Below are 11,430 nucleotides of genomic sequence, written 5' to 3'. Positions count from 1 at the left end.
CGGAGGCGGTGGTGGCGGCGGTCACTATGAAGGCGGTGGCCCGGGTGGCGGCGGTGGCGGTGGCGGCGGTCCTGGCCCGCGTTGATCGGATAAGCGCTTAATGAGCGGTGGGAGCGAGCGGGGGTGTCGCTCCCACAATGACTGGTCGGCAGACGCCTGCCTTACTCGTCACGCCCTTCCATCATGGTCCGCTTGAGGATCACGTACACCGCGCCTGCGCCGCCATGCTTGGCAATACAGGAAGCAAATCCCAATACCTGCTGATGCTGACGCAACCACGTGTTGACGTGGCTCTTGATCATCGGCCGCTTGCCGTCCAGCCGCACCGCCTTGCCGTGGGTAATCCGCACGCAGCGCACCTCGAGTTTTGCCGCCTCGGCGAGAAATTCCCACATCGTCTCGCGCGCCATTTCGACGCTCATGCCATGCAGGTCCAGGCTGCCTTCAAAGCTGATCTGCCCCAGCTTGAGCTTGCGCATCTGGCCTTCCTGCACCCCGTCACGGGCCCAGTACAGCGTGTCTTCAGGGCCGACATCGATCACGAACTGGTCTGACAGACCATCAACGGTAATCGTGGAATCGGAGCGCACGGTGGCCGCCTGACGCAGCTTGGCCAGATTCTTACGGTCGGTTTTGGGTTTTCCTACGTCCGCATGTTCAGTCTTGATGGGCTTTACGCCGCGAATCTCACTTCTGAACAGGGAAAAATCGTCGTCTTGCATGGTGGTCTCCGCGAAGGGGGCCAGTTTAACCGCGTCACGCCAGAATCGGCGCGACTATCGATGATCAGGGCTTTCGATGATTAAACGGCAGCGGATGACGCGAAGGTCAGTCGTGCTTCTTCATCAGGTGGGGAGACATGTTCAGTTCGCCGGCACGACGGCGGCGGCGGCGACTGCGGCGCCAGAACCAGATGCCGACATACAGCATCAACAAACCGACGATGACTGTGACCGCAGCGCCCGCTGGACTGGCGTTGAGTTCGCCCAGTGCGACGGGGTTGCCGATCAGGCTGGCGACACCGGCCATTGCCAGCAGCACGCCAGCGGTGGCCAGAACGGCTGACATCGCTGCAATAATGCGCATCCGCCAGCTGCCCTGGCCCTTGGGGCGCAGGCGACGGGCATCAAAACCATCGGATATTTTCATTCCGATTTCCTCTATGGGTATCGGCGCTCTGACCCGCACAGCGTGGGGGTGGTTCCCGCCTGGCCAGGTTTCAGGGGCATTACGAATCGATTACGGATAGGCGGTCAGGTGAACAGGGTTAACCCCGCCTGACGACTGCATTTGTACGCCTTTTCTTCAGGAGCTGCCGGAAAATGATCCGCGCGAGGGGCATGCGCAGTCAGCTCGTTGCAACAGCTCCTGTTGAGGGAGGATTCAGATCAGGTCTTTGGTCAGCGCCAGTTTGGCGAAGTTGTCGTTCATGATTGCCATCTCCGCCTGCTGCACCAGCTCGGCCTTGATAACGCCGCTCGGCGTCGGCAGATCGCGGGTGGCGCAGGCGTCTTCCACCAGCGTGCAGCGAAACCCGTAGTCCTTGGCCGCGCGCACGGTAGTGCTGACGCTGGAGTGGCTCATGAAACCGCACACCACCAGGTCCAGCCGGCCACGGCTCTCCAGCAAGCTGTGCAGCGTGGTGCGGTCGTCGGTGGAGACGGTCCCGTTCAGCGCGTTCGGCAGGCGTTTTTCGATGATGATTTCGTCACCCTGCGGCTGCAGTTCAGGCACGAATTGCCCGCGCTCGCCCTGGGGATCAAACATTCCGCCCACGGTGCCCAGATGACGCACGTGAATGATCGGCGACTTCGCTGCACGCGCGGCAGCGACCAGTTTGACGATGTTGTCGATGGCGTCCTGAACGCCAGTCAGGGCGAGAGGGCCGCTGAGGTATTCCTTCTGCGCATCGATGATGATCAGGGTGGCATTACTTAATGTGGCCGCTGCGTATTCACGGCCACTGAGTTGAAACATGGTCTTGGGACCAGTGTTTGAAACAGACATCGGGGGGCTCCTTCGAGTGGGGCTTTTGCCACATTGTCCACTGGCAGAGCGATTCTGTGAATCGCCATGCTCACAGACCTCGCTTTTTTGCCGGGCTTCAAGCCGTCGAGCAGGTCGCGGTTGCTGTCATAGTGCCTGCAAAACGAGGTAAAGACTGTGGAAAGTTTTGCGCGAGGCCGCTGCACCCGGTGCGGGATCGTTTGTTGCGTGGATGGCTGATAGAATCGCCCGTCGTTTTTTCAAGGAGTCTGCCGTGATCACTTCCCGCCTGCGCACCCTGCGCGATCATATCCGTTGGGCTGTCAGCCGTTTCCACGGGGAAGACCTGTTTTTCGGCCATGGCACCGACAACGCGTGGGACGAAGCCCGCCAGTTGGTCCTCGGCGCCCTGCACCTGCCGTGGGAAATTGCCGACAGTTACCTGGACTGCAACCTTGAAGACGAAGAGCTGGTGGCGGTGCAACACCTGATCAAGCGACGCATCGACGAGCGTGTGCCCACGGCGTATCTGCTGGGTGAAGCGTGGTTCTGCGGGATGTCATTCATCGTCGACGAGCGCGTGCTGATTCCGCGCTCGCCCATCGGTGAACTGATCGAGCAGCGGTTTGCACCCTGGCTGGCCAGCGATCCGGCCCGCATTCTCGACCTGTGCACTGGCTCCGGCTGCATTGGCATCGCCTGCGCCGACGTGTTCCCCGACGCTGAGGTGGTGTTGGCCGACCTGTCGTTTGAGGCGCTGGAAGTGGCGAATCAGAACATCGAACGCCATGGCGTGGACCAGCGCGTGTACACCGTACAGGGCGATGGTTTCGACGGCCTGCCGGGCCAGCGTTTTGACCTGATCGTGTCCAACCCGCCGTACGTCGATGCCGAAGATTTCGCCGACATGCCTGACGAATACCAGCACGAACCCGAGCTGGCGCTGGCCTGCGGTGACGACGGCTTGAATCTGGTGCGGCGCATGCTGGCCCAGGCTGCAAACCATCTGAACGAGAAGGGCTTGTTGATCGTGGAAGTCGGCAACAGCCAGGTTCACGTCGAAGCGCTGTACCCGGAAGTGGATTTCGCCTGGCTGGAATTCGAACGCGGCGGCCACGGCGTGTTCATGCTGACGGCCGAGCAGTGCCGCAATCATCAAGACGTCTTTGCAGCGCGGATCTAATCAGATAATCGGCGGGCCTCTTCCCGGCTAAAGCCGGTCCTACTATGGATACGCGGTCAAACAGTAGGACCGGCTTCAGCCGGGAAGGCGTCGGACGTCACACCGCAAATCTGATGGCGAACACACCGGCCTGTTCCCGGCTAAAGCCGGTCCTACTATGGATACGCGGTCAAACAGTGGGACCGGCTTCAGCCGGGAAGGCGTCGGTCGTTACACCCTAAATCTGATTTCGAACACACCGGCCTTTGCCCTGTTAACGCCAGGTCACCGATGCGTCGCAATCCAGATCAGCAGGCCGGCCTGAAACACGGCGAAGGTGACCAGGCAGGCGATGGTGAAGCGCAAACCGGCGTCGTCCCGGCGGTATTTGCTGACCTTGTCTTCGGACTTCTTGATCGTGACGTCCTGTTCCTGAATCCTCTGTTCGGCCTGCTGCAACATCTGCGCGGCGTCGAGGATCTGCACGATCTGGATTTTGTCGGCGTTCCAGGTGTTATTGAGGTTGCCGACCTTGGCGTCCTTGATGGTGCCTTTCAGGTGTTGCGCATCGGCGTAGACGACTTCGAAACCCTGGGTCTTGAGGAAGTGATCGCGACGCAGGCGCGTGTCCTCGTTGAGCGCATCCTTATTCGCCAGTGCGACGCCTTCAATCTTGTACGCGGCGCATCGTTTCTGCGCCCAGGCGATGCCCTGGGCCAGCATGAAACGGCCCAGCCCACGGTTCCACGGATCGATCTGCAAGCCGGACGCCGGGCCCACGCGAACGCTGCGATTGGCGTGATCCACCCAGATATCCAGACAATTCTGTTCTTTGCGGGTCTTCTGCCCCGGCAACTGATAGGTCATGCGCAGCAGGCTGAATTCCTTGTTGTGGCGCTCGGCCTTGCCGAATTCAACGAAGCGCAGCGGGCGGGCGCCGGTCGCGCGGTCGGTCGGCAGGGGCGCCAGACGCAGCATCGAGAAGTGCTCCGCGTGCACTTCTTCCCACAAGACAGGCGCGGCGACTTCGCCTTCTTTGGCATCGGTCGGCTCGACCGCGTCGGTTTGCATGGTTGCTTCTGTCATCACGGCGATCCTGTTATCGACATTGCCCGGCACATGGCACCGGCACACGATGCCAGCAGACAGCTATCGGCCGTTTCTGACGAAGCTAAAGGGATCGTGCGTCGACTCGCGCGTCGACGAGAAGAGCACCGGCCTCAGGCGGCCGGTACCGAGTCGAGAAATTTCAGGATGCGATCGGTCACTTCGCTGGCCAACGGCAACTGCGGATCCTTGTAGGAAGCCAGCTGGCGCTTGATGTCCATCGGCACGATACGCAGCACGTGGTTCATGCCGTCGATGATTGCCAGTTGCGAGTCGGGTTTGGCCTTGTGCAGCAACTCTGCGTCGCCCACGCCCACTTGCATGTCGTTGCGCCCCTGAATGATCAGCGTCGGGATTTTCAGTTGCCCGAACGCCGCCGTCGGGTTCTGCCGGAACAACGAAATCAGATAAGGCTGCACGCTTGGGCGGAACACCACCTGAAGGGGTTCGGGCACGTCGTTGTCAGTCTTGCCGGCCTTGATCTCTTCGATCAGTTGCTCGCTGCGCGCCAGCAGCGGAGGAGGGAGGCGATCCTGCAGTTGCTCGCGGACCACTTGATCCACCGGGCGACCGGTGCCGGCTACGGAAATCAACGCGACGGCGCCCGCACGTTCTGCCGCCAGGGTGGCGACCAGTGCGCCTTCACTGTGGCCCATCAGAATCAGAGGGCCCAGGCGCGCGTCGGTCTTGAGTTTGGCGGCCCAGGCGACCGCGTCGTCGACGTACTTCTCGATGCTCAGATCGCGCTCGTCCGGGGTGGCAGGGCGACTGGCCGCGACGCCGCGCTTGTCGTAACGCACGCTGGCAATGTTGTGCTTGGCGAGGATCAGGGCGAGACGCTTCATGCTGTCGTTGCGTCCGCCGTCGGAGTTGTTGCCATCACGGTCGGTCGGCCCTGAGCCGGCGATGATCAACACCACCGGCACCGGTTTCGCCGATTTGGGCAGCAGCAGCGTGCCGAACAGCTCGCCGGTGCCGGTGTCCAGGCTGATGGGGCGCTGCAGCACGACGGGCGTTCCGGCGTGGGCGATGGATGACAGCAGGGTCAGGCTCAAGATGATCGCTCGCAGCGGCCAGAAGCCGCGAATCAGGGGTAAGGCGCTTAGCATTGCAGGACCGTCATCAATAAAGTGTCAATTGGACGCGGGCAAATGAATAAGGTTCGAGGATGAACTGCGCCATAAGCCTGCGTATACTGGCGCGCTTGAGTTTTTGAACGTCCTCGGAGCCTCCCGCATGTCCGGCAATACCTACGGCAAGCTGTTCACTGTCACCACTGCCGGCGAAAGCCACGGTCCGGCACTGGTTGCCATCGTTGACGGCTGCCCGCCGGGCATCGAGCTGTCGCTGGAAGACCTGCAGCGTGACCTCGACCGCCGCAAGCCGGGGACCAGTCGCCACACCACCCAGCGTCAGGAGCCCGACGAGGTCGAGATCCTGTCCGGCGTCTTCGAAGGCAAGACCACCGGCGCGTCCATCGGCCTGTTGATCCGCAACACCGATCAGAAGTCCAAGGACTACTCGGCGATCAAGGACCTGTTCCGCCCCGCCCACGCCGATTACACCTACCACCATAAATACGGCATCCGCGACTACCGTGGCGGCGGTCGCAGCTCTGCGCGGGAAACGGCCATGCGCGTCGCCGCCGGTGCCATCGCCAAGAAGTTTCTCGCCACCCAGGGCATCACCGTTCGCGGCTACATGAGCCAGCTCGGCCCGATCGAAATCCCGTTCAAGACCTGGGATTCGGTGGAAGACAACGCCTTCTTCAGCCCTGACCCGAGCAAGGTGCCGGAGCTGGAAGCCTACATGGACCAACTGCGTCGCGATCAGGACTCGGTGGGCGCGAAGATCACGGTCGTCGCCGACGGCGTGATGCCGGGGCTGGGCGAGCCGATTTTCGACCGTCTCGATGCCGAACTGGCCCACGCGCTGATGAGCATCAATGCGGTCAAGGGCGTCGAGATCGGCGCCGGCTTTGCCTGCGTCGCCCAGCGCGGCACCGAGCATCGTGACGAAATGAGCCCGGAAGGTTTTCTGTCGAACAACGCCGGCGGCATCCTCGGCGGGATTTCGTCCGGCCAGCCGATCGTTGCGCATCTGGCCCTGAAAGCGACCTCCAGCATCACCACGCCGGGGCACTCGATCGACGTCGATGGCAACTCCGTCGAAGTCATCACCAAGGGCCGCCACGACCCCTGCGTCGGCATCCGCGCGACGCCCATTGCCGAGGCGATGATGGCCATCGTCCTGGTTGACCACCTGCTGCGCCACCGCGGGCAAAACGCTGACGTGCGCGTCACCACGCCGATTCTGGGTCAGTTGTAATGCCTGAGCCGCGCGTCGCCGCCGCGGTCATCTGAGCGTGGCGGCGCTTCCTTACTGGCGGCTCGCCAGCTTCTATCTGTTCTATTTCGCCCTGCTCGGGGCCACGGCGCCCTACATGGCGCTGTATTTCAGCCACCTGGGATTTTCCGCCGCGCGCATCGGCGAGCTGGTAGCAATCCCGATGCTGATGCGCTGCGTTGCGCCCAACGTCTGGGGCTGGCTCGGCGATTACACCGGCCGACGCCTGACCATCGTGCGCTTCGGCGCCATTTGCGGACTGGCCTGTTTCAGCCTGATTCTCGTCGACACGTCCTACGCCTGGCTGGCAATGGTCATGGCCCTCTATGCGTTTTTCTGGCACGCGGTGCTGCCGCAATTCGAAGTCATCACGCTGACGCATTTGCAGGGCCAGACTTCCCGCTACAGCCAGATCCGGCTGTGGGGATCGATTGGCTTCATTCTTTCGGTGGTCGTGTTGGGCCGGATGCTGGAGTGGTTCAGCCTGGATTACTACCCGCAACTGCTGCTGTTGATCCTGCTCGGCATTATCGCCAGCAGTTGGTGGGTGCCGAATGCTCAACCGGTGGTCTCGGGCGTGCGGGTCGCGGGGGAGGGCTTTCTCAGGCAGATGATCAGGCCGGGCGTGCTGGCGTTTTATGTCAGCGTCGCATTGATACAACTGAGCCACGGGCCGTATAACACCTTTCTAACGCTGCACCTGGAACACCTCGGCTACAGCCGCGGGATGATTGGCCTGCTGTGGGCGCTGGGGGTGATCGCTGAAGTGTTGATGTTCATGGCGATGAGCCGTGTGCTGCAGCGCTTCAGTGTCCGTCAGGTGCTGATCACCAGCTTCGTGATCGCCGCATTGCGCTGGCTTTTGCTGGGTAATCTGGCCGATCATCTGGCGATTCTGATCGTCGCCCAACTGATGCACGCAGCCACCTTCGGCAGCTTTCATGCGTCGGCCGTGCATTACGTGCAACGCAGTTTTGGCCCACGCCAGCAAGGTCAGGGTCAAGCGTTGTACGCCGCCCTTTCCGGCACCGGCGGGGCGATGGGCGCTTTGTATTCCGGTTACAGCTGGAACGCGCTGGGCGCCAGCTGGACCTTTGCCATTGCGAGTCTGGCGGCCGTGGCCGCTGCTGTCCTGACCGCCACATGTATGAAAGAGGAGCGCGTATGAGTCGCGAAGCACTGGCTCGGGAAATCATCGAAGCGGGGCAGTTTCTGTACGCCCGGGGCTGGTCGCCCGCCACCAGCAGCAATTATTCCGTGCGCCTGTCGCCGACCGAAGCGCTGCTGACCGTCTCCGGCAAGCACAAGGGCCAGTTGGGCATGGAAGACGTGTTGGCCACCGACCTGGCCGGCAACAGCCTGGAACCGGGCAAAAAGCCGTCGGCCGAAACACTGCTGCACACACAGCTTTATAGCTGCAAGCCAGCGGTAGGCGCCGTGCTCCACACTCACTCGGTCAACGCCACCGTGCTGTCCCGGCTCACTGCCGGCGACCACCTGGTGTTCGAGGACTACGAGCTGCAAAAAGCCTTCAGCGGCGTTTCCACCCATGAATCAAAAGTGGTGGTGCCGATTTTCGACAACGATCAGGACATCGCCCGGCTGGCAGGCAAGGTTCAGCCCTGGCTGGATCAGCACCCTGACTGCGCCGGTTACCTGATTCGGGGTCATGGTTTGTACACTTGGGGCGCGAAGATGAGCGATGCCTTGCGCCAGATCGAAGCCTTCGAATTCCTGTTCGAATGCGAGCTCAAGACCCTGTCCGTGCTCAACCGCTGATCGCTGCAGCGTTGATGGTTGCACCCAGCGTCCCCACTGCCTGAATCAAACGCATCTGATCGGCCCCAGAGCCGACAGACGCGGACCGAACCGAGGAAGCCCCCCAATGAGCAGTCTGTCCGTTTACCACGTGTCATCCCCCGAACTGCCCAACAAGGTCCTGACCCACCTGGAAGACATTGCTTCGACCCTGGCCGAGCACGGCGTGGCGTTTGACCGCTGGCAGGCGGCAACGCCGATTACCCCCGGCGCCAGCCAGGAGGAGGTCATCGCGGCCTACCGCACCCAGATCGACAGGCTGATGACCGAGCGGGGTTACGTGACCGTCGATGTGATCAGCCTCAACAGTGACCACCCGCAGAAGGCCGAACTGCGCGCCAAGTTCCTCGAGGAGCATCAGCATGGCGAAGATGAAGTGCGTTTCTTCGTCGCCGGCCGAGGACTGTTTACGCTGCACATCGACGACTTCGTCTACGCCGTGCTGTGCGAGAAAAACGACCTGATCTCGGTTCCGGCCGGCACCCGTCACTGGTTCGACATGGGCGAGCATCCGCATTTCGTTGCCATTCGCCTGTTCAACAACCCGGAAGGCTGGGTGGCCAAGTTCACCGGCGAAAGCATCGCCAGCCAGTTCCCGCGCCTGGAGGACTGACCAACATGACCATCAAAGCGATCCTGACTGACATCGAAGGCACCACCAGCGCGGTGAGCTTCGTCTTCGACGTGCTCTTTCCGTACGCCAAGCAGCATCTGCCCGCGTTCGTTCGCCAGCATGCCGGCGAACCCGACGTGGCCGCGCAGTTGCAGGCCGTGCGCAACGACAGTGCTGAACCTGACGCGAGTGTCGATCGGGTCATCGAGATCCTGTTGCAATGGATCGCCGAAGACCGTAAAGCCACGCCGCTCAAGGCATTGCAGGGCATGGTCTGGCAGCAGGGTTACCAGGCCGGGCAGCTCAAGGGACACGTTTACCCGGATGCCGTTGAGGCGCTGAAACGCTGGCATCAGGCAGGGTACGCGTTGTACGTCTACTCCTCGGGCTCGATCCAGGCGCAGAAGTTGATCTTTGGCTGCTCGGAGGCAGGCGATCTGTCCGGGCTGTTCAGCGGCTATTTCGACACCACTTCCGGGCCCAAGCGCGAGGAGGCGTCCTATCGATCGATTGCGTCGAGCATCGGGCATCCGGCGGAAGCGATCCTGTTTCTATCCGACATCGTCGAAGAACTCGATGCAGCGCAACAGGCCGGCATGGCCACCTGCGCACTGGTGCGCGATGGCGGAGAACTGAACGGGCACATCAACGTGAGCAGTTTTACGGCGATAGAGCCCAGCGCTTTCTGATCAATCTGGTGTGCTGAAAACCGACGGCCGATGTCTCTGACATTGGCCGTTTTTGTATCCAAATGCGGAAAAATGTAAGTTGGTTTTTGTTCGTTTGTGGGAAGTTGCTTGTTTCACGGTCAGGCATGCCTGTTTGTTTTCGACGCTGTGTTTAACCCTCCTCGACTGTGTAACCCTTCGCCTGTCGCACCCTGACAGCTTTTGAATGCGCCTCGTGCGGTCGTGTTGACGACAGCACCTGACGCCGTTTTCAGCTGCCATGCATAAAAAATCCAAGGGGCATCGGGGCTGCGAACTTGATGGTTTTAAACGGGAGGGGAACATGAAAAACGCACAGACAGGGACGCTGAGTCCGTTGATACAACAAATGGTCACCAGCATCACTGAACAGGACGGCGATGCGGCCATTGCCAACGCACTTGACTGGCTACGGGCTGAATGCCGCAGCGAACGGGCCATGCTTTATCAGTATCGCAACGGCGTGCTGCTCAGTTGCATCACGTCGAACGTCGACAGCTACTGGAAGGATCTTTATTGCCAGGGACGCCTGATGATTGAAGACCCGGTTATCCGTTGCTACCGCCACACCATGGGCTTTCTGAATTGGGAGGAGGCCTTCAAGACCTACCCGCCGTCTGCGGCCTACATGGCTGCGGTGGAGGATTGCGACCTGCTTCCGGCGTTTTCCTATGGCTACAGCAGCCAGACGCGCGCCAACCAAGGCGTCGTCACCATCTGCACGCTCAACGGCATGGAGCGACCGCTGAGCCACAACGATCGCTACCTGCTCACTAGTCTGGTGCCGATGCTTCACGTGGCGGGGAAGGGCCGACAACTGCAGACGCGGGCGCTGTCTCCGAAAGAACTGGAAATCCTCAAATGGGCGCGGGAAGGCAAGACGGCGTGGGAGATCGGGCTGATAAAAGAAGTCTCGGAGGCAACCGTCAAGCATCACTTCAAGAGCATCTACGCCAAGCTCGGGGTCACCAACCGCGCTCAGGCCGTGGGCGAGGCATTGTGTCGGGGGATCATTCAGTAGACTGAGGCCCAATGCGCGCCAGCGTCTAACGTCACCCTCAGCGAAATAAAGCCCAAAAAAAACCGCGATAGCATCGACTATCGCGGGAATCTACAAGGGATGCTTCGATGAGAGTGAAACGTGCTGCTGCCGGAACGCCAGGTTCCGGCTTCGTACTTATCGGGTGTGATAAGTAGGCAGATCAAAACGGTGCTGGCTTTGCAACATCGAGATAGCGGGCAGCTCGCTGGCTTGTGCGGCCAGGTCGCGACGAATCGCGCTGATCACCCATTCCAGTTGCACTGGGGTGTGCAGTTGAGCGTAAGACACGCAGCGGCGGATGTTGGTGCCTTCTTCGTTGCGCAGAGTCAACAGAACGCCACCGTCCGGACGCGGCTGGGTGGTGACTTCGAAATCGGAAAATACGGATGCGAATTTTTCTTGGATGAAAGTCATGTCTAGAGGCTCCATTGCTCATGGGATAACAAGCTTGGAATAACTAGTGCAGTGACTGTGCCAGCTTTTGACGCTAAATAAATGTCAATAAAATCAAGGACTTACAGGTTTTACAAAAATTCTGCTTCGTGCAATTTGCATGAATGCCTCCCGTGCATCCTGCAATTTACCGGAGTGGGGGGTGGTGAAGGAGTGCTGCGGGGCGGGAGTCGCGCTTTGCGGACATAACTGAGAC

General features: G+C 60.8%; 13 protein-coding genes. 7 read left to right on the top strand and 6 right to left on the bottom strand.

The genetic code is table 11. The features are described from left to right. Nucleotides 1-161: 161 nt before the first annotated feature. The 3 genes from QMX88_RS27015 to QMX88_RS27005 form a co-directional block, all read right to left on the bottom strand. Nucleotides 162-722 carry a Smr/MutS family protein gene (locus QMX88_RS27015; RefSeq protein WP_282373322.1) on the bottom strand — a complete coding sequence of 187 codons (561 nt, stop codon included), beginning with the start codon at nucleotides 720-722 and terminating at the stop codon, nucleotides 162-164. 106 nt (nucleotides 723-828) lie between these two features. Continuing rightward, nucleotides 829-1,149, bottom strand: a complete 321-nt coding sequence (locus QMX88_RS27010) for a hypothetical protein (protein WP_192175048.1) — start codon at nucleotides 1,147-1,149, stop codon at nucleotides 829-831. 234 nt (nucleotides 1,150-1,383) lie between these two features. Continuing rightward, nucleotides 1,384-2,007, bottom strand: coding sequence for a cysteine hydrolase family protein (locus QMX88_RS27005; RefSeq protein WP_282373320.1), 624 nt, complete (start codon nucleotides 2,005-2,007; stop codon nucleotides 1,384-1,386). A gap of 253 nt (nucleotides 2,008-2,260) precedes the next feature. On the opposite strand from QMX88_RS27005, the gene prmB reads away from it, so the two are divergent. After that, the gene (gene prmB / locus QMX88_RS27000; protein ID WP_282373319.1) at nucleotides 2,261-3,169 is read left to right on the top strand and encodes a 50S ribosomal protein L3 N(5)-glutamine methyltransferase; all 909 of its coding nucleotides are present in this window, start codon (nucleotides 2,261-2,263) and stop codon (nucleotides 3,167-3,169) included. A 264-nt stretch (nucleotides 3,170-3,433) separates the two neighbouring features. Here prmB and QMX88_RS26995 read toward each other — a convergent pair whose 3' ends face one another. After that, a complete protein-coding gene (locus tag QMX88_RS26995) occupies nucleotides 3,434-4,234 on the bottom strand; it encodes a hypothetical protein (RefSeq protein ID WP_282373318.1) in 801 nt (266 codons plus the stop codon). A 134-nt stretch (nucleotides 4,235-4,368) separates the two neighbouring features. Further along, entirely contained in the window at nucleotides 4,369-5,364 is a 996-nt protein-coding gene (locus tag QMX88_RS26990) for an alpha/beta hydrolase (protein WP_192175044.1), read from the bottom strand. A 127-nt stretch (nucleotides 5,365-5,491) separates the two neighbouring features. Here QMX88_RS26990 and aroC point away from each other — a divergent pair, with 127 nt between their 5' ends. The 6 genes from aroC (at nucleotide 5,492) to QMX88_RS26960 (ending at nucleotide 10,760) form a co-directional block, all read left to right on the top strand. After that, the gene (aroC, locus tag QMX88_RS26985; protein ID WP_192175043.1) at nucleotides 5,492-6,583 is read left to right on the top strand and encodes a chorismate synthase; all 1,092 of its coding nucleotides are present in this window, start codon (nucleotides 5,492-5,494) and stop codon (nucleotides 6,581-6,583) included. A 31-nt stretch (nucleotides 6,584-6,614) separates the two neighbouring features. Beyond that, nucleotides 6,615-7,769 carry an MFS transporter gene (locus QMX88_RS26980; protein ID WP_282373323.1) on the top strand — a complete coding sequence of 385 codons (1,155 nt, stop codon included), beginning with the start codon at nucleotides 6,615-6,617 and terminating at the stop codon, nucleotides 7,767-7,769. Further along, nucleotides 7,766-8,380 (top strand): methylthioribulose 1-phosphate dehydratase, encoded by a 615-nt coding sequence (locus QMX88_RS26975; protein WP_282373317.1) that lies wholly within the window; start codon nucleotides 7,766-7,768, stop codon nucleotides 8,378-8,380. The genes QMX88_RS26980 and QMX88_RS26975 overlap by 4 nt, the downstream gene beginning before the upstream one ends. 106 nt (nucleotides 8,381-8,486) lie before the next feature. Next, a complete protein-coding gene (locus QMX88_RS26970; protein ID WP_074891918.1) occupies nucleotides 8,487-9,032 on the top strand; it encodes a 1,2-dihydroxy-3-keto-5-methylthiopentene dioxygenase in 546 nt (181 codons plus the stop codon). 5 nt (nucleotides 9,033-9,037) lie between these two features. After that, nucleotides 9,038-9,721, top strand: coding sequence for an acireductone synthase (gene mtnC / locus QMX88_RS26965; protein ID WP_282373316.1), 684 nt, complete (start codon nucleotides 9,038-9,040; stop codon nucleotides 9,719-9,721). Between the two features lie 322 nt (nucleotides 9,722-10,043). Beyond that, entirely contained in the window at nucleotides 10,044-10,760 is a 717-nt protein-coding gene (locus QMX88_RS26960; RefSeq protein ID WP_282373315.1) for a helix-turn-helix transcriptional regulator, read from the top strand. Nucleotides 10,761-10,916: 156 nt separating this feature from the next. Here QMX88_RS26960 and QMX88_RS26955 read toward each other — a convergent pair whose 3' ends face one another. After that, the gene (locus QMX88_RS26955; RefSeq protein WP_074891912.1) at nucleotides 10,917-11,195 is read right to left on the bottom strand and encodes a DUF3509 domain-containing protein; all 279 of its coding nucleotides are present in this window, start codon (nucleotides 11,193-11,195) and stop codon (nucleotides 10,917-10,919) included. Nucleotides 11,196-11,430: the final 235 nt, after the last annotated feature.

It is taken from the genome of Pseudomonas sp. PS02290 (assembly GCF_029960075.1).
Lineage (GTDB): Bacteria > Pseudomonadota > Gammaproteobacteria > Pseudomonadales > Pseudomonadaceae > Aquipseudomonas.
The sequence above is the reverse complement of the archived record's forward strand: the minus strand, read 5'-3'. Positions and strand labels throughout refer to the sequence as shown.